Below are 16,717 nucleotides of genomic sequence, written 5' to 3' on the forward strand. Positions count from 1 at the left end.
AGAACCTCTCCACGCCCCGCGGGGACCGCTACGGGCCCTTTCCCGGAGGCCCGCCGATCCGCGGGCCCTACAGCCCCGAGCGCTCCGCCGCCTCACGGACCAGACCCACGGCCTCCGCCAGTTCCCCCTCGCGGGAGTCGGCCGGGGCCGTTCGCAGGATTTCGGCCAGATCGTTCCCGGCGACGACCAGCTGGTCGGCCACGGTGAAGACCCCCGCGTCCGGCATCGTCCTCGGCTCGCGCTCCGGGTCCTCGGCGCGCTGGGCGCGCACCGCGAGCTCGCGGGCGAGGGCAAGTCCCTCCGCCGCCGCACCGCGCTGGAGGCGGCTCTGCGGGGCGGCCCGCAGCCGGTCGGCGAAGCGTTCGACGGCGGCGGTCAGTTCACTCGTATCGCGCACTCCGCGACCCTACGCGCCGTCCCGGGCCTCTTGCCAACGGGCGAACACTTCGGCACGGTGACGTGAAGAAGTGCCAGGAGTACGAGGAGCACACGGTACGACGCGTCCGGAGGCGCCGATGTCCCATACATTCTCCGAAGAGACCCACCGCAACATGCTGGCCCGCATTCCGGGCCGCACCGGTCGTGAGATCGCCGACTGGATGCGCACCGTCGAGGAGGGTCCCTCCCTCCTCCGTTTCGAGGAGCGGGTGAGCTGGCTCCGCGGGGCCCACGAGCTCACGCACGGTCACGCGAAGGCGATCCTGCACGAGTACGACCTGCGGCGGGCGGCCCGGAGACTGCTCTGAGGTCCGGGAACCACCCTCGTCCGACAGGGGGAGGTCCCGCACCGCCCCCGTCCCGACCGGGAACGCGGAAGGGCCCGCCCGGCACGAAGCCGGACGGGCCCTTCCCCCCGAGTCGGGACGCGTCAGTCGTCGCCCTGCAGGATCGACAGCAGACGCAGCATCTCCAGGTAGATCCACACCAGGGTCATGGTGAGACCGAAGGCGGCCAGCCAGGCCTCCTCGCGCGGCGCGCCGTAGGTCACGCCGTCCTCGACCTGCTTGAAGTCGAGGGCGAGGAAGCAGGCACCGAGGATGATGCCGATGACACCGAAGAGGATGCCGAGGCCACCGCTGCGGAATCCGAGGCCGTCACCGCCGGCGAAGACGGCGAACAGCAGGTTGGTCACCATGAGGAGCATGAAGCCCATCGCGGCGGCCATCACGAAGCCGTAGAAGCGCCGGTTGACCCGGATCCAGCCCATCTTGTAGGCGATCAGCACGCCGGCGAAGACCGCCATCGTGCCGAGGACCGCCTGGATGACCACGCCGTCGGCGATGTACGTCGAGACGGCGGCCGAGATCACTCCGAGGAAGACGCCCTCGAAGGCCGCGTAGCTCAGGATGAGCGCCGGCGACGGCTTGCGCTTGAAGGACTGCACGAGCGACAGCACCAGGGCGACCAGGGCGGCGCCGATGGCGATGCCGTAGGACTTGCCCAGGTTGGCGGGGTCGACCGGCAGCAGCAGCCAGGACAGGACGGCGGTGAGCACGACCGTGCCGAGCGTCATGGCCGTACGGCTCACGACGTCGTCGATCGTCATCACATTGCCGCGGGCCTGCTGCGGGGCGCCGAGCTGCGTGTCCTGCGGGGCGTACGGGTTGGTGGCGTACGGGTTCGTCGCGCCGTCGGCGTACGGGGTGCCGGTGGCGTACGGGTTGGTCCCGACGGCGGGGCCCCCGGCCTGCGGCTGCTGGCCGTTGAAGCCCGCGGTGCCGTTGTCGCGGCTGAACCCCCGTCGCGAGAAGACCGGGTTGCTGCTCCTCATCTCACTCCTCCATGGCGTGCCGCATGCGCGCGGCCTCGCGTCAAGAGTAATGCGTAGGCAAAAGAAACTCTCTAGTGCTCGGGGAGGATCTTTTCCCGAACGTTTTCGATCTTCGCGCAGCTCCGTCGCGGTGGGTCGCGAGGGCTCGCACGGTGAGTGAGGCGCTTCGCCGGGCCACAGGTGTGACACCTGGGGCCCGGGTGGTGCCCGGAACCGGACTCGAACCGGTACGGCCCGAAGGCCAGCGAGGTTTAAGCTCGCCGTGTCTGCATTCCACCATCCGGGCGTCGCGAAGCTCCGCGTTGGCACATGAGCCTATCCGGGGCGCTTCCCTCGTTCAGCGGAACATCGCCCCGATGTTGTCTTATTTTATTGACGCCTGAGGGTGCGTCAGTGCAGGTGAGGGCCGTTTCGCCGAACTGTGACAGGGGTCGCAGGCGCAAAGCCGCACCCCCCGGAATGACGAAAAGTCGTCGCACGTGTGTCACGTCGGCGTGAAGCCGTCTCTCAGGGACGCCGTCATACCTCAGGAGGAGGATCGGGGCCCCCGGTCCGACTCGAGACTGCCCCGGGAACGGGCATGTGGGCGGACGATCCGAGCGCGAACGCTCGACACGATGGAGGGGTTCCCGCAGAAGCCCCGCAGTGACAGGAGTCCCTCGTGACCACCACCCCCACCGTGTCCCGCGCCACCGCGGTGGCCGCCCGCGCCACGGATCTCTCGAAGGTCTACGGACACGGCGAGACCCAGGTGGTCGCGCTCGATCACGTCACCGTGGACTTCCGCCAGGGCGAGTTCACCGCGATCATGGGCCCCTCCGGCTCCGGCAAGTCGACGCTCATGCACTGCGTCGCCGGCCTCGACTCCTTCTCCTCCGGCTCGGTCCGGATCGGCGAGACGGAGCTCTCCACCCTGAAGGACAAGCAGCTCACCCAGCTGCGCCGGGACAAGATCGGCTTCATCTTCCAGGCCTTCAACCTGCTGCCCACGCTGACGGCCCTGGAGAACATCACGCTCCCGATGGACATCGCCGGCCGCAAGCCCGACAAGCAGTGGGTCCAGCAGGTCATCGACATGCTCGGGATCTCCGCCCGGCTCAGCCACCGCCCCACCGAGCTCTCCGGCGGCCAGCAGCAGCGCGTGGCCGTGGCCCGCGCCCTCGCCTCCCGCCCCGAGATCATCTTCGGTGACGAGCCCACCGGAAACCTGGACTCCCGCTCGGGCGCCGAGGTCCTCGGCTTCCTCCGCAACTCGGTCCGCGAGCTCGGCCAGACCGTCGTCATGGTCACCCACGACGCGATGGCCGCCTCCTACGCGGACCGCGTGATCTTCCTCGCCGACGGCCGGATCGTCGACGAGATGCTGCACCCGACGGCGGACGGCGTGCTCGACCGCATGAAGGCCTTCGACGCCAAGGGCCGTACGAGCTGACGCCGTAGCGCAGCCCCGCCCCACCCGCCGTCCCTCTCCCTCCAGGACACACCCATGTTCCGTACCGCCCTGCGCAACGTCCTCGCGCACAAGGCGAGACTGCTGATGACCGTCCTCGCCGTGATGCTCGGCGTGGCCTTCGTCTCCGGCACCCTCGTCTTCACCGACACCCTCGGCCAGGCCTTCCGCAACCAGTCGGCCAAGAGCTACGACGACGTCGCCGTCGCCGTCGAGATGTACCCGAACCCCGAGGAGGCCCGGAAGACCCCCGGCCTCTCCCAGCAGGACGTCGACAAGGTCGCGAAGCTCGACGGGGTCGCCTCCGTCACCCCCCGCGTCGACGGCTTCGCCGGTGTGCCCGACAGGAACGGCAAGCTGATCGGCGCCGGCTGGTCCAACAAGGGCACCAACTTCGCCCCCGGCAAGGACGGCAAGGACCGCGCGTACGCCTTCACCTCCGGGAACGGCCCGGCCTCCGCCGGCCAGGTCGCGCTCGACAAGGACACCGCGGACGAGGGCGGCTACAAGGTCGGCGACACCGTCCGCGTCGCGACCACCGGCCCGGTGAAGGAGTACGAGCTCTCCGGCGTCTTCACCACCGAGGACGGCGCGGTCAGCGCCGGCGGCAGCCTCGTCGTCTTCGACACCGCCGTCGCGCAGAAGCTCTACCTCAAGCCCGGCTACTTCCAGGACCTGGCCGTGAGCGCCACGCCCGGCACGGACGACGAGAAGCTCCTCACCGAGGTCCTGAAGGTCGTCCCGAAGGCCGCCACCGCGCAGACCGGCGAAGCGCTCGCCGAACAGCAGGCCAAGGACATCGAGGCCGGTCTCGGCGCGCTCAACCAGGTGCTCCTCGGCTTCGCCGGCATCGCGCTCTTCGTCGGGATCTTCCTGATCTCCAACACCTTCACCATGCTGGTCGCGCAGCGCACCAAGGAACTCGCCCTGATGCGCGCCGTCGGCGCCTCGCGCAAGCAGATCACCCGCTCCGTCCTCGCCGAGGCCGGTCTGGTCGGCCTGCTCGCCTCCGCCGTCGGCTACGTGCTCGGCATCGGCCTGGCCGTCTCGCTCCGCTCGGCCATGAGCGCCTTCGAGATGAAGGTCCCCGGCGGCGGCCTGGTCCTCACCGCCACCCCGGCCGTCAGCGCCTTCGCCGTCGGCGTCCTGATCACGATGCTCGCCGCCTGGCTGCCCGGCCGCCGCGCCGCGAAGATCCCGCCGGTCGCCGCCATGAGCAGCGTCCACGCCGCCGCGAGCACCAAGTCGCTCGTCGTGCGGAACTCCATCGGTGCGGCGTTCAGCGCCCTCGGTGCCGTGCTCATCGTGCTCGGCGCCGGCCAGGGCGGCGACGAGGGCCGCATGCTCATCGCGGGCGGCGCGTTCCTCGCCCTCATCGGGGTGATCGTGCTGATCCCGTTCCTGTCCCGGCCCGTGATCGCCGTGATCCGCCCCGTCTTCGTGAACCTCTTCGGGGTCTCCGGCAAGCTCGCCGGCCTCAACGCGGTCCGCAACCCGCGCCGCACCGGCGCCACCGCCTCCGCGCTCGCCATCGGCCTGACCCTCGTCACCGGTCTCTCGGTGCTCGGCGCCACGGTCGGCACGGCCCTCGACAAGGCCACGACGGACCAGATCAAGGCCGACTACATGGTCTCCATGGCCAGCGGCAACAGCCTGAGCCCGGAGGCGCTGACCGCCCTGGAGAAGGCGCCGGGCGTCACCGCGATCTCCCCGCAGCAGGCGGGCGCCCTGGAGATCAAGGGCTCGTACGTCTCGGCCTCCGGCGTCACCCCCGGCGACATCGGCAAGGTCCTCAACCTCACCGTCGTGAAGGGCTCGCTGTCCTCCCTCGACAAGGGCGCGATCGCCGTCGACGAGAAGACCGCCGCGAAGCGCGGCCTGAAGGTCGGCGACACCGTCCCGGTCGAGTACCTCGACAAGCGGAAGGCCGAGCTGACGGTCGGGGCGGTCTTCGAGCCCAGCGAGTTCGTCTCGCCCGTCCTGATCGACCACAAGCTGGTCACCGCGCACGAGGAGCGGCCGGAGATCCGTCAGATCTTCGTCTCGACCGAGGGCGGCGCGAGCGCGGCCAACGAGCGGGCCCTGGCGAAGGCCATGGGCGACAACCCCGACATCACGGTGATGGACCACAAGGGCATCCGTGACTCCTTCGGCGGCCCGATCAACCTGATGCTCAACATCATGTACGGCCTGCTCGGCATGGCCCTGATCATCGCGGTCCTCGGCGTCGTCAACACCCTCGCGATGTCCGTCTTCGAGCGCCAGCAGGAGATCGGCATGCTGCGGGCGATCGGCCTCGACCGGCGCCGGGTGAAGCGGATGGTCCGTCTGGAGGCCGTGGTCATCTCGGTGTTCGGCGCGGTCGTCGGCATCGGCCTCGGCTCGTTCCTCGGCTGGGCGATCGGCGAGACCATCAGGGAGCAGATCCCGGGCTACGCCCTGGTCCTTCCCTGGGACCGGATCGGGATCTTCCTGATCCTGGCCGCCCTGGTCGGCGTCCTCGCCTCCCTGTGGCCGGCCCGGAGCGCGGCGAAGCTGAACATGCTCTCCGCGATCAAGGCCGAGTAGCAGCCGGAGAAGCACGGCGAAGGGCCGGTCTCCCCACCCGGGAAGGCCGGCCCTTCGCCGTGCGTACGGGTCAGACCTTCTCGTTCCAGACGCGCGGCCGCAGCGCCGTCCCGCTCCTCCCCGACAACGGCGTCTTCACGGCGAGGAACTGGTTCACCCCGATCCGGTTGCGCTCGAAGGAGACGGCCGAGGCCGCCATGTAGAGCCGCCAGATCCTCGCCCGGCCCGGTGAGGTCAGCCGGACCGCCCGGCCCCAGCCCCGCTCCAGGTTGGCCACCCAGCGGCGCAGCGTGAGGGCGTAGTGCTCGCGGATCGCCTCCACGTCCCTGACCTCGAAGCCGGCGTCCTCCAGGGTGCTCAGCGTGCGGCCCATGGGGGCGAGTTCGCCGTCGGGGAAGACGTACGCGTCGATGAAGACGTCGACCTCGTACGCCTCCTCGTCGGGCTCGGGGCGCCGCGAGATCTGGTGGTTGAGGAGCCGCCCGCCGGGCTTGAGGAGCGCGTACAGGATGTCGGCGTACTCCCGGTACCGGACGGCGCCGACGTGCTCGGCCATGCCGATCGAGGAGATCGCGTCGTACGGGCCGTCCGGGACGTCCCGGTAGTCCTGGACGCGGATCTCGATCAGGTCGGCCAGGCCCTCGTCGGCGATCCGCTTGCGGGCGTACGCGGCCTGCTCGCGGGAGAGGGTGATGCCGACGACCCTGGCCCCGTACTCCCGGGCGGCGTGGAGGGCCATGGAGCCCCAGCCGCAGCCCACGTCGAGGAGCCGGTCGCCCTCCTTCAGGTTCAGCTTGCGGGCGATCAGGTCCAGCTTGTCGCGCTGGGCGTCCTCCAGGGTCGCGTCGGGTCCTTCGGAGTCCCAGTACGCGCACGAGTAGACCATCGACGGGCCGAGGACCAGCTCGTAGAAGTCGTTGCCCACGTCGTAGTGGTGGCTGATCGCCCGCTTGTCCCGGCGCCGGGTGTGCCGGCCGCCGCTGCGGCCGCGCATCTCCTCGGCCGGCGGCTGCGGCGGCAGCGGCGAGCCGGCCAGTTTCAGGAGGGCGGCGGCGGCGGCGCGCAGCCGCGGGTCGCGCGCGGACGCGAGCAGTCCCCTGGTGTCCTCGTGACGCTCCCAGAGCAGGCCCGACAGCCCGTCCAGAAGCTCGTACAGGTCTCCCTCGACGTCCAGCTCCCCGGCCACCCAGGCGCGGGCCAGGCCCAGTTCGCCGGGCTTCCAGATCATCCTCCGCAGGGCGCGGCGGTCGCGGACGATCAGGACGGGGCCGCCCACTGGTCCGGCTTCACTGCCGTCCCAGGCTCGTAGTCGGACGGGGAGCGGTCCGCCCAGCAGCTCCTCGGCGAGAGTCGTCAGCCGCGACGCGGCGTCGGCCATGGTGCACACCTCCGTGATCTCGTGCCCCAGAAATGCTCGTCACCAAGGGAACACCGTCCGTAGGCGTTTGCAGTCCCGGCGCAGCGCAATCAGTCGGCAAAACACGCGAAGGGCCGTCCGCACCACGGATGGCGGACGGCCCTTTTACGGCCTTGCGTGTACTGCTGGTACTGCTGGTACTGCTGGTCCTGCGTGTGCTGCTGCGGGTCCTGCTCTGTGCTGCGGTACTGCCTGCTCAGGAGGCCTTGGCCTTCTCCTGCGCCGGGGCGGCCGGGGCGGGGGCGGGCTTGGCGGCCTCGTAGAACTCCTCGCGCGGCGTCTCCATGGCACCCAGGGAGACGACCTCACGCTTGAGGAACATCGCGAGGGTCCAGTCGGCGAAGACGCGGATCTTGCGGTTCCAGGTCGGCATCGCCATGCCGTGGTAGCCACGGTGCATGTACCAGGCGAGACGGCCCTTGAGCTTGATCTTCACCTTGCCCATGACGATCATCGCGACGCCCTTGTGCAGACCGAGGCCGGCCACGGCGCCCTTGTTGGCGTGGCTGTACTCCTTCTGCGGGAAGCCGCGCATGCCGGCCACCACGTTGTCGCCGAGGACCTTGGCCTGGCGCAGGGCGTGCTGGGCGTTCGGCGGGCACCAGGCGTTCGGGTTGCCCGCCTTGCGGCCGACCATGTCCGGGACCTGGGCGTTGTCGCCCGCGGCCCACGCGTAGTCGAGGCCGTTGATCTGGAGCTTCTCGTTGCAGTCCACGTGGCCGCGGGGGCCGAGCGGCAGACCGAAGCGGGAGAGCGCCGGGTTCGGCTTCACGCCGGCGGTCCACACGATCGTGTTGGAGTCGACCTCGAGGCCGTTCTTCAGCACGACGTGGCCGTCGACGCAGGAGTCCATGGAGGTCTCGAGGTAGATCTCGATCCCGCGGCTCTCCAGGTGCTCCTTGCCGTACTGGCCGAGCTTGGGGCCCACCTCGGGAAGGATCTTGTCGGCCGCGTCGACCAGGACGAAGCGCATGTCCTCGCGCGACACGTTCTGGTAGTACTTCGCGGCGTCACGGGCCAGGTCCTCGACCTCGCCGATGGTCTCCGCGCCGGCGAAGCCGCCGCCCACGAAGACGAAGGTCAGCGCCTTGCGGCGGACCTCCTCGTCGGTGGTCGAGTCGGCCTTGTCGAGCTGCTCGAGGACGTGGTTGCGCAGGCCGATGGCCTCCTCGATGCCCTTCATGCCGATGCCCTGCTCGGCGAGGCCGGGGATCGGGAAGGTACGGGAGACGGCGCCCATCGCGATGACCAGGTAGTCGAAAGGCAGCTCGTACGCCTCGCCGACGAGCGGCGCGATCGTGGCGACCTTGCGGTCCTGGTCGATGGTGGTGACCCGGCCGGTGAGCACCTCGGCTCCGCGCACGACGCGTCGCAGCGGGACGACGACGTGGCGCGGCGAGATGCTGCCGGCGGCGGCTTCGGGGAGGAAGGGCTGGTAGGTCATGTACGACCGCGGGTCGACGACCGTGACGGTCGCCTCCGCGTAGCGCATCTTCTTGAGGATGCGCCGAGCTGCGTACAGGCCTACGTACCCGCCGCCTACTACGAGGATCCTGGGACGCTCCGTGGTGCTCATGAGATCGAGTATCCACCCCTCCTGAGGGGGGTGCTCGTGCGCCCCTTCACAAGGTCTTCGGACACCTCTGCTACACTCCGCCGCCCACGTGATCCATGTCATGGTGCTGCAAAGGAACCGGGGTGCACGGGCGAACGTTGTTCACCCCTTGTGAACTGGCCTGGAGAGCCTCCGTTAACGCTGAACCAAGGCACCCGTTCACGCGATGGAAACATCGAGCGAATCTGCCCCCGCGCCTGCGAAAGGGCCCTGAGGCACCCCCCGAAGGGCCCAAAGACCCCCCTCGGACGCCGCCAGGGCCCTTTTCCTTGTGAAGAACTTCACGAACTTTCCCGACGGCACGTCGTCAGGAGGCTCGATAGGTGCCCACTATGCGACGGATAGGGCGATCCCATCGAGGATGTCGTGCTCGCTGACGACGACCTCGTGCGCTCCGACCCGCTCGACGATCTCCCTCAGGACGATCGCGCCGGCGATGATCACGTCGACCCGGCCGGGGTGGATGACGGGGATCGCGGCCCGCTCGGCGTGGGTGGAGGCGAGCAGCCGGTCGGTGACCTCGGCGACCTGGGCGGCGGAGATCCGGGCGTGGTGGATCTTCTCGGAGTCGTACTCCGGGAGCCCGAGGGCGATGGCGGCGACCGTGGTGACCGAACCGGCGAGCCCGACGAGGGTCTCGGCGGTGTCGATCGGGACGGTCTCGGCGGCCAGGTCGAGCGCGGCCCGGACGTCGGCGCGGATCGCGTCGGCCTCCTCGGCGGTCGGCGGGTCGTGCCGGACGTGCCGCTCGGTGAGCCGGACGCAGCCGATGTCGACGGAGCGGGCCGCCTCGACGTGCCGGTTGCCGACGACGAACTCGGTCGAGCCGCCGCCGATGTCCACGACCAGCCGGCGGTCGTCGCCGTGCAGCTCGCCGGTGGCCCCGGTGAAGGAGAACGCGGCCTCCTGGTCGCCGGTGATCACCTCGGGTTCGACGCCGAGGATCTCCACGACCCCGTTCACGAAGTCCGCGCGGTTCTCGGCGTCGCGGGAGGCGGAGGTGGCGACGAAGCGGAGCTTCTCGGCACCCAGCTCCTCGATGACCTCGGCGTACGCGCGGCAGGCCGCGAAGGTCCGCTCCAGGGCCTCGGGCGCGAGGCGCCCCGTCTTGTCGACGCCCTGGCCGAGCCGGACGATCGTCATCCGCCGGTCCAGCTCGATCAGGTCGCCCGTCTCGGGGTGGACGTCGGCGACGAGGAGGCGGATGGAGTTCGTACCGCAGTCGATTCCGGCGACCCGGGTCATTCCGCGGACTCCTTCTCTTCCTTGTCCGCGCACGGCGTGACACAGGCGCCCTTCGCCCACCACTCCGGCAGCATCGCGAGCGCCTCGTCGCCGAACGGGTTCACCCCGGGTCCGGCGGCCAGCGAGTGGCCGACGAGGACGTGCAGGCACTTCACGCGGTCCGGCATGCCGCCGGCGCTCGGGAAGCCCTCCAGGACCTCGATGGCGTCACGGCGTGCGATGTAGTCCTCGTGCGCGGCCCGGTAGGCGGCGGCGAGCTCCGGGTCGGTGGCGAGCCGGGCCTGCATCTCCTTCATGACCCCGTTGGCCTCCAGGGTCCCGATGGCCGAGGCCGCCCGGGGGCAGGTCAGGTAGTACGTGGTCGGGAACGGCGTGCCGTCGGGGAGCCGGGGCGCGGTCTCGACGACGTCCGGGTTGCCGCACGGGCAGCGGTGCGCGATGGCGCGCAGGCCGCGGGGCGGCCGGCCGAGCTGGAGCTCGAAGGCGGCGATGTCCCGCTCGGTGGGCTCGGTGCGTTCGGTCTGCGGAGGGGGCGTTTCCATGTTTGTCTCGGTTGCCTTGCTCGTCTGGTGCGGAGGAGGGGTCAGGGGCGGTCGGCGTGGTCGACGCCGTCCCAGAGGTTGTCGTACCAGGGGCGGTCCGCCGCGCCCTGGTCGCCGCGGGGCCGTTGCTCCGCGTCGGGGTCGTTCACGGTGAAGCCGGTCTCGCCGGGCAGCACGTAGTGGAGGTGCTCGCGGGCGAGGCGGCGGACGTAGGCCGGGTCCTGGAGGCGGGCCTTCTCGTCCCTGAGCTCCTCGACCCGGCGGGCGGCCTCGGCGGCCCTGCGCTCCTGCTCGGCGATCTCGCCCTGCTGGGAGACGTAGCTCCGCATCGGGTAGGCGAGCGCCACGACGAGGGAGCAGACGACCAGGGCGAGGAAGGCCGCGCGGCCGGTGAGCCGGGAACGGCGGGCCTGGCGGCGGGTCTGGGAACGGTAGACACGGGCGGCGGTCTGCTCGCCGAGCAGTCTGATCCGGGTCGCGGTGGAGAACCGGTCCCGGTCCTTCGCGGCCATGTCGTGTCGCCTCCCCTGTTCACGCGGACGTCCCCGCACACGGTACGGGACCGAGTACGGGGACGTACGGAAGCCGCCCTGCGGAGGGGCTCAGCCGTCGATCAGCCTTGCGGGGTGATCAGCCCTTGAAGCGCGGGAAGGCGCTGCGGCCGGCGTAGACCGCGGCGTCGTCGAGGATCTCCTCGATGCGCAGCAGCTGGTTGTACTTGGCGACACGGTCCGAGCGGGCCGGGGCGCCGGTCTTGATCTGGCCGCAGTTCACGGCGACCGCGAGGTCGGCGATGGTGACGTCCTCGGTCTCGCCGGAGCGGTGGGACATCATGCACTTGAAGCCGTTGCGCTGGGCGAGCTCGACGGCGTCGAGGGTCTCGGTCAGCGAGCCGATCTGGTTGACCTTGACCAGGAGGGCGTTCGCGGTGCCCTCCTCGATGCCACGGGCCAGGCGCTCCGGGTTGGTGACGAAGAGGTCGTCGCCGACGATCTGGACCTTGGAGCCCAGCTTGTCGGTGAGGACCTTCCAGCCGGCCCAGTCGTCCTCGTACAGCGGGTCCTCGATGGAGACCATCGGGTACGCGGAGACGAGCTCCTCGTAGTACTCGGTCATCTCGGCGGCCGAGCGGGACTTGCCCTCGAACTCGTACTTGCCGTCCTTGTAGAACTCGGACGCGGCCACGTCGAGCGCGAGCGCGACGTCGGAGCCCGGGGTGTAGCCGGCCTCCTTGATGGCCTCGACGATGAGGTCGAGGGCGGCGCGGTTCGACTCGAGGTTCGGCGCGAAGCCGCCCTCGTCGCCGAGGCCGGTGGAGAGGCCCTTGCGCTTCAGCACGGCCTTGAGGGTGTGGTAGATCTCGGCGCCCCAGCGGAGGGCCTCGGAGAAGGACTCCGCGCCGATCGGGGCGATCATGAACTCCTGGATGTCCACGTTGGAGTCGGCGTGCGACCCACCGTTGAGGATGTTCATCATCGGAACGGGCAGCAGGTGCGCGTTCGGGCCGCCGAGGTAGCGGAAGAGCGGGAGGTCCGAGGCCTCGGACGCGGCGTGCGCGACGGCGAGGGAGACGCCGAGGATGGCGTTGGCGCCGAGGGAGCCCTTGTTCTCGGTGGCGTCCAGGTCGAACATGGCCTGGTCGATCAGGCGCTGCTCGGTGGCGTCGTAGCCGACGAGCTCCGGGCCGATCTGCTCGATGACGGCGAGGACGGCCTTCTCGACACCCTTGCCCAGGTAGCGGTTCGGGTCACCGTCGCGAAGCTCGATGGCCTCGAACGCACCGGTGGAGGCGCCGGACGGAACAGCAGCACGGCCGGTGCTGCCGTCGTCGAGGCCGACCTCGACCTCGACCGTGGGGTTGCCTCGGGAGTCCAGGATTTCCCGGGCTACGACGACGTCGATGGACGGCACGAGCATCTCCTTTTTGGGATGTGACGCTGGATGTGACGCAAGGTCGGTGCAGGGTCGCTTGGCCTTGCGACATGAGCCTAACCGGCTCGGGGGCTCCGGCCAGCCGGGCGCCCGCCCCCTGGGACGAAAAAGGACCCAAGGGCATGCATCTCGGGACGAAGGGCCTCAGATCTACCGGTCGGTAACCGTGCCGATCGCGCGGTCCGCCCCGCGGGCCCTCCCCCGAGTACCGTGCCGATCCCTCCGTACGCCCGCCGGAAACGGGGAACCCCGGCCCGACGCGCACGGGGGATGGGCACGTCGGGCCGGGGTGGTCACCGCGGGAGGGTCGGAGGGGCCGCGTGAGCCGCCGGACTCACGCGGACCGCCGGGCTCACTTCAGGTGAAGCTGCTGGCCCGGGTAGATGAGGTCGGCGTTCTCGACGACGCCCTTGTTCAGCTCGAAGAGCTCGGCCCAGCCACCCTTGACGCCCTGCGCCTGGGCGATCTTGCTGAGGGTGTCGCCGGCCACGACCTTGTACTCGCCGTCGCCCTTCTTGACCTTCTTGCCGGTCGGGGTGGTGACGGTCTTCTTCGCGGCGGCCTGCGGAGCGGCCTGCTGCGCGGTCTTCTTCGGGGCCTGACGCTGCTCGCTGCGGGTGGTCGGCTGCTCGGCCTTCCGCTCCTGCTGCGGCTGGTGGGTGCTCTGCTGCGGCGCGCTCTCGGCGGCACCGGTGTTCGGCGAGGCGCCGGAGAGGCCCACGCCGCAGGACGGCCAGGCGCCCTTGCCCTGGCCCGCGAGGACCTTCTCGGCGATGGCGATCTGCTGGGACTTCGACGCCTGGTTGGCGGTCGCGGCGTAGGCGGTGCCGCCGTACGCGGCCCAGGTGGAGGCCGAGAACTGCAGGCCGCCGTAGTAGCCGTTGCCCGTGTTGATGGACCAGTTGCCGCCGGACTCGCACGCGGCGACGGTGTCCCACTCGGAGACCGTGGCGGCCGAGGCGGTGCCCGCGGTCATCAGCGGGGCGGCGACGGCGACACCGGTGACGCCGACGAGCGTGACGACCTGGGTGGCCTTGGAGGGACGGCGGTGTTTGCCCTTACCGGAAAACAGCATGGAGATTCTCCTCACCGACGCCTGTGAGGTGAGCTGTCGGGTTCGGGCCGGAAAGTTGCCCGGCCGCGCGTCCTAGCGCGCGGCTTCACCCCAAGCCGTTCGCCGGCCGTCTGTCTCAACGGCCGGGACCGGCACTTACCTTGGGTCCCCCACTCCTGCCTTCGGCGCTTGCGCGACGACTGTTCCCATCGGCCGACGGCAGGATTCGGCGTTTCGGTCGACGGGGCCCGCGGTGGCGAGCGGTGACGACCGTAGACACAGACCCACCGGAAGTTCAAAGAGGCGTATTACGGAAATAACGCCCCTACTTGCCTTCCGGCGGGGGGTGTTTGTGCAGGTGAGAGGTAACGGCAGCAAAGTTTGCGGACGGGACACGCCAGTTGGGGCGAAGAGACCCATGTCTCACTTGCCCAGAACCGGACATTAGCGCCCGAATCACTCCGCCGACGCGGTCGAACCGTTCGTCAGATCGAGGGCCTGACCAGGGAGGATGAGGTCCGGATCCACGCCCACGGTCTGCCGGTTGGCGTCGTAGAGGGCGGTCCAGCCTCCGGGGAGTTCGTTCTCCTCCGCAATGGCGGACAGGTTGTCGCCCGGCTGTACGAGGTAGGCGCCCGACTTGCCCTGACTGTCCGTTGCGTCCGATTCCTTCGAAGCGTCAGCCGGGGAGTCCTTCACGGGCTTTTCGGTGAGCTTGCCATCCGACGAAGCATGTCTACCGGATTCGGTAGAACTGTCCGGCTTGCCGGTTTCCTCCGGGGCGGCGTCGCCCCGATGCTTCCCGGTTCCGGGCGTGGCCGACGACACGTCATCCGTCGGCCCACCGGGCGTGGTGGCCCCCGGCGCGCTCGGCGTTCCGGGCGTAACGGGCGTACCCGGCGTAACGGACCCATCGGGCGCACCCGGAGTGGCGGGCACGGTCGGGTGGCCCGGGTCGGTCGACACGGACGGGCTCGTCGGAGTGGTCGGTGTGACGGGAGCGGTCGGCGAGACGGGTGTGGCAGCCGTGGTGGGCGAAGTCGTCTCCGTGGCCTTCTTCGCGGCCTGGGACTTCTCCGGCTTCTTCGCCTCGTCCGAGGACTCCCCTGAGGTGCCGGGAAGGCCGGTGGTCCAGTTCGACTCGGGAACCGGGCCCGTGGGAGCCTTGGGGACGCTCGCGGGGCCCGGGTCCACGCCGGGCGACGTGCCGTCGTTCGTCAGGCCGGCGATCGGCGCGCAGGTGGCCCACTCGTTGGAGCCCTTGGCAAGGGCCTTCTCGGCCACCGCGATCTGCTGGGCCCTGCTGGCCAGGTCGGGGCTGGGCGCGTACGTCAGACCGCCGTTGCGCTCCCAGCTGTCCTGGGTGAACTGGAGCCCGCCGTACATGCCGTTGCCGAAGTTGGCGCTCCACTGGCCGCCGGACTCGCACTCGGCGACCCGGTCCCAGGTGGCGGCGTCTGCGGCGGAGGCGGACCCGGTGGCGAGCAGCGGCAGCGCCATGGCGGAGCCGGTCACGCCCGCGGCGACGACGATTGCGGGGGCCTGACGGGGGCGACGGTGACGTCCGTTCCCGGAACGCATAGGAGCGCCTTTCGCGTGACGACTGTGTGGACGACCCGAGTTGCCGACGTGGCCGAATTACTCAACCACGTTGACGAACCGAGCTGACGGGGAACGTAGCCCTATTCGAACGCTCATCACAAGTCGATGCACCCGCGATCACGCGAAGATCACAGTTCTGACGGATCGTCATTTCGTGGAGGTCGTGCGGAAGGGGAGAACTCCACCGGAAGCGTGCGCAATCCGCGCATGATGAGCCCGCCGCGCCACCTCAGTTCCTCCGGATCGGCGGCAAGTCGCAGGTCCGGAAGCCGAGTCAGCAGAGTGGCGAGCGCGGTCTGCCCTTCGAGCCGCGCGAGCGGCGCGCCCAGGCAGTAGTGGATGCCGTGCCCGTACCCGAGGTGCTGGTTGTCGCGCCGGGTCAGGTCCAGGGTGTCCGGCCCGTCGAAGCGCTCCGGGTCCCGGTCCGCGGCGGCGAGCACCACGAGGACGGGGTCGCCCGCAGGGATGTCCTGCCCGCCGAGGGTCAGGGGCTCGGTCGCGTACCGCCAGGTGGCCATCTCCACCGGCCCGTCGTACCGCAGCAGCTCCTCGATCCCGGTCTCCAGGAGTCCGGTCTCCCCGGCCGCGACCGACGCCTGGAGCAGCTCGCGCTGCCCGGGGTGACGCAGGAGCTGGTACATGCCGTTGCCGATGAGGTTGACGGTCGTCTCGAAGCCGGCGAAGAGAAGGATGAAGGCCATCGCGGCGGCCTCGTTCTCGGTGAGGTGCTCGCCGTGGTCGGAGGCCTTGATGAGCCCCGAGATGAGGTCCTCCCCGGGCTCCTCCCGCTTGCGGTGGATCAGCTCGGCGAGATAGCCGCGCATCTTCTTGACCGAGCGCGCGACCCCGCCGCGCGGGCCGCCTCCGTGCCGGATCATCATCCCGGCCCAGTCGCGGAAGTCGTCCTGGTCCTCCTCGGGCACGCCGAGCAGGTCGCAGATCGCGTAGATGGGGAGCGGGAAGGCGAACTCGTGGATGAGGTCCGCGCTCCCCTTCTCCGCGAAGGAGTCGATGAGCCGGTCGGTCAACTCCTGTACGCGCGGGGTGAACTCGGCGACCCGGCGCGGGGTGAAGGCCTTCGAGACGAGCCGCCGCAGCCGGGTGTGGTCCGGCGGGTCGATGTTGAGCAGATGCGTCATCAGCTCGGCCTTGCGCTCGCCCGGGATGCCCGTCTTGCCCTTGGCGTGCGGGGACTCGTCGTGGTGCGCGGGGTTCTTGGAGAGCCGCTGGTCGGCGAGGGCCTGCCGGGCGTCCCCGTACCGCGTCACCAGCCAGGCCTCGACCCCGCTGGGCAGCGTCGTCCGGTGCACGGGCGCGTGCTCACGGAGCCAGGCGTACGCGGGATACGGATCACTCGCGAACTCCCAGGTGAAGAGCTCGGGCGCGGGGGGCGCGGACGCGCGGGCCGGGCCGGGGACGGGGCAGGAGGCGGGCTCGGGGACGGGGCCGGTGCCGGGGGTGGTGCTCACTCCCCGACCGTACAGGGCGGTCCGGAAGGTGAGGTCTGTCGGATCCTGTGAT

At 70.2% G+C, this 16,717-nt stretch carries 14 protein-coding genes, 1 tRNA gene and 1 riboswitch; of the genes, 3 read left to right on the forward strand and 12 right to left on the reverse strand.

Annotated elements, in window-relative coordinates:
* Positions 1 to 67 precede the first annotated feature (67 nt).
* The gene (locus ACZ4XX_RS26825) at positions 68 to 397 is read right to left on the reverse strand and encodes a hypothetical protein (RefSeq protein WP_229313735.1); all 330 of its coding nucleotides are present in this window, start codon (positions 395 to 397) and stop codon (positions 68 to 70) included.
* Positions 398 to 515: 118 nt separating this feature from the next.
* Between ACZ4XX_RS26825 and ACZ4XX_RS26830 the strand changes: the two genes are divergently transcribed.
* Entirely contained in the window at positions 516 to 746 is a 231-nt protein-coding gene (locus tag ACZ4XX_RS26830; protein WP_468510426.1) for a DUF4287 domain-containing protein, read from the forward strand.
* 122 nt (positions 747 to 868) lie between these two features.
* Here ACZ4XX_RS26830 and ACZ4XX_RS26835 read toward each other — a convergent pair whose 3' ends face one another.
* Positions 869 to 1,771, reverse strand: coding sequence for a Bax inhibitor-1/YccA family protein (locus ACZ4XX_RS26835; protein ID WP_468510427.1), 903 nt, complete (start codon positions 1,769 to 1,771; stop codon positions 869 to 871).
* Positions 1,772 to 1,972: 201 nt separating this feature from the next.
* Positions 1,973 to 2,057: transfer RNA gene (locus ACZ4XX_RS26840), tRNA-Leu, on the reverse strand.
* A gap of 375 nt (positions 2,058 to 2,432) precedes the next feature.
* On the opposite strand from ACZ4XX_RS26840, the gene ACZ4XX_RS26845 reads away from it, so the two are divergent.
* Positions 2,433 to 3,203 carry an ABC transporter ATP-binding protein gene (locus ACZ4XX_RS26845; RefSeq protein ID WP_398004743.1) on the forward strand — a complete coding sequence of 257 codons (771 nt, stop codon included), beginning with the start codon at positions 2,433 to 2,435 and terminating at the stop codon, positions 3,201 to 3,203.
* A gap of 54 nt (positions 3,204 to 3,257) precedes the next feature.
* Positions 3,258 to 5,789 carry an ABC transporter permease gene (locus ACZ4XX_RS26850; RefSeq protein WP_468510428.1) on the forward strand — a complete coding sequence of 844 codons (2,532 nt, stop codon included), beginning with the start codon at positions 3,258 to 3,260 and terminating at the stop codon, positions 5,787 to 5,789.
* A 70-nt stretch (positions 5,790 to 5,859) separates the two neighbouring features.
* Here ACZ4XX_RS26850 and ACZ4XX_RS26855 read toward each other — a convergent pair whose 3' ends face one another.
* The 9 genes from ACZ4XX_RS26855 to ACZ4XX_RS26895 all read right to left on the reverse strand — a co-directional run bounded on the left by ACZ4XX_RS26855 (position 5,860) and on the right by ACZ4XX_RS26895 (position 16,665).
* On the reverse strand, positions 5,860 to 7,167 hold the full coding sequence (locus tag ACZ4XX_RS26855; protein ID WP_468510429.1) for a class I SAM-dependent methyltransferase: 1,308 nt from the start codon (positions 7,165 to 7,167) through the stop codon (positions 5,860 to 5,862).
* 235 nt (positions 7,168 to 7,402) lie between these two features.
* Positions 7,403 to 8,782 carry an NAD(P)/FAD-dependent oxidoreductase gene (locus ACZ4XX_RS26860; RefSeq protein ID WP_030315263.1) on the reverse strand — a complete coding sequence of 460 codons (1,380 nt, stop codon included), beginning with the start codon at positions 8,780 to 8,782 and terminating at the stop codon, positions 7,403 to 7,405.
* Positions 8,783 to 9,151: 369 nt separating this feature from the next.
* Positions 9,152 to 10,066, reverse strand: coding sequence for a Ppx/GppA phosphatase family protein (locus ACZ4XX_RS26865; protein ID WP_383867572.1), 915 nt, complete (start codon positions 10,064 to 10,066; stop codon positions 9,152 to 9,154).
* Positions 10,063 to 10,608, reverse strand: coding sequence for a DUF501 domain-containing protein (locus ACZ4XX_RS26870; protein ID WP_468510430.1), 546 nt, complete (start codon positions 10,606 to 10,608; stop codon positions 10,063 to 10,065). Before ACZ4XX_RS26870 ends, ACZ4XX_RS26865 begins: the two co-directional genes overlap by 4 nt.
* A gap of 41 nt (positions 10,609 to 10,649) precedes the next feature.
* Positions 10,650 to 11,120, reverse strand: coding sequence for an FtsB family cell division protein (locus ACZ4XX_RS26875; RefSeq protein ID WP_015034100.1), 471 nt, complete (start codon positions 11,118 to 11,120; stop codon positions 10,650 to 10,652).
* Positions 11,121 to 11,238: 118 nt separating this feature from the next.
* Entirely contained in the window at positions 11,239 to 12,525 is a 1,287-nt protein-coding gene (eno, locus tag ACZ4XX_RS26880; protein ID WP_055599385.1) for a phosphopyruvate hydratase, read from the reverse strand.
* Between the two features lie 367 nt (positions 12,526 to 12,892).
* The gene (locus tag ACZ4XX_RS26885) at positions 12,893 to 13,615 is read right to left on the reverse strand and encodes a transglycosylase family protein (RefSeq protein ID WP_468510431.1); all 723 of its coding nucleotides are present in this window, start codon (positions 13,613 to 13,615) and stop codon (positions 12,893 to 12,895) included.
* 3 nt (positions 13,616 to 13,618) lie between these two features.
* A riboswitch (cyclic di-AMP (ydaO/yuaA leader) is annotated at positions 13,619 to 13,792 on the reverse strand.
* A 258-nt stretch (positions 13,793 to 14,050) separates the two neighbouring features.
* Positions 14,051 to 15,175 carry a transglycosylase family protein gene (locus tag ACZ4XX_RS26890; protein ID WP_468510432.1) on the reverse strand — a complete coding sequence of 375 codons (1,125 nt, stop codon included), beginning with the start codon at positions 15,173 to 15,175 and terminating at the stop codon, positions 14,051 to 14,053.
* 149 nt (positions 15,176 to 15,324) lie between these two features.
* The gene (locus ACZ4XX_RS26895; RefSeq protein ID WP_468510433.1) at positions 15,325 to 16,665 is read right to left on the reverse strand and encodes a cytochrome P450 family protein; all 1,341 of its coding nucleotides are present in this window, start codon (positions 16,663 to 16,665) and stop codon (positions 15,325 to 15,327) included.
* Between the last annotated feature and the right edge of the window lie 52 nt (positions 16,666 to 16,717).

It is taken from the genome of Streptomyces sp. NPDC029956 (assembly GCF_055574655.1).

Excerpts from the sequence above, each read along its gene's own strand:
- ACZ4XX_RS26870 (WP_468510430.1), bottom strand. The coding sequence starts at position 10,608 with ATGGAAACGCCCCCTCCGCAGACCGAACGCACCGAGCCCACCGAGCGG.
- ACZ4XX_RS26855 (WP_468510429.1), bottom strand. The coding sequence starts at position 7,167 with ATGGCCGACGCCGCGTCGCGGCTGACGACTCTCGCCGAGGAGCTGCTG.
- ACZ4XX_RS26885 (WP_468510431.1), bottom strand. The coding sequence starts at position 13,615 with ATGCTGTTTTCCGGTAAGGGCAAACACCGCCGTCCCTCCAAGGCCACC.
- ACZ4XX_RS26860 (WP_030315263.1), bottom strand. The coding sequence starts at position 8,782 with ATGAGCACCACGGAGCGTCCCAGGATCCTCGTAGTAGGCGGCGGGTAC.
- ACZ4XX_RS26835 (WP_468510427.1), bottom strand. The coding sequence starts at position 1,771 with ATGAGGAGCAGCAACCCGGTCTTCTCGCGACGGGGGTTCAGCCGCGAC.
- ACZ4XX_RS26865 (WP_383867572.1), bottom strand. The coding sequence starts at position 10,066 with ATGACCCGGGTCGCCGGAATCGACTGCGGTACGAACTCCATCCGCCTC.
- ACZ4XX_RS26875 (WP_015034100.1), bottom strand. The coding sequence starts at position 11,120 with ATGGCCGCGAAGGACCGGGACCGGTTCTCCACCGCGACCCGGATCAGA.
- ACZ4XX_RS26890 (WP_468510432.1), bottom strand. The coding sequence starts at position 15,175 with ATGCGTTCCGGGAACGGACGTCACCGTCGCCCCCGTCAGGCCCCCGCA.
- ACZ4XX_RS26830 (WP_468510426.1), top strand. The coding sequence starts at position 516 with ATGTCCCATACATTCTCCGAAGAGACCCACCGCAACATGCTGGCCCGC.
- ACZ4XX_RS26850 (WP_468510428.1), top strand. The coding sequence starts at position 3,258 with ATGTTCCGTACCGCCCTGCGCAACGTCCTCGCGCACAAGGCGAGACTG.
- eno (WP_055599385.1), bottom strand. The coding sequence starts at position 12,525 with ATGCTCGTGCCGTCCATCGACGTCGTCGTAGCCCGGGAAATCCTGGAC.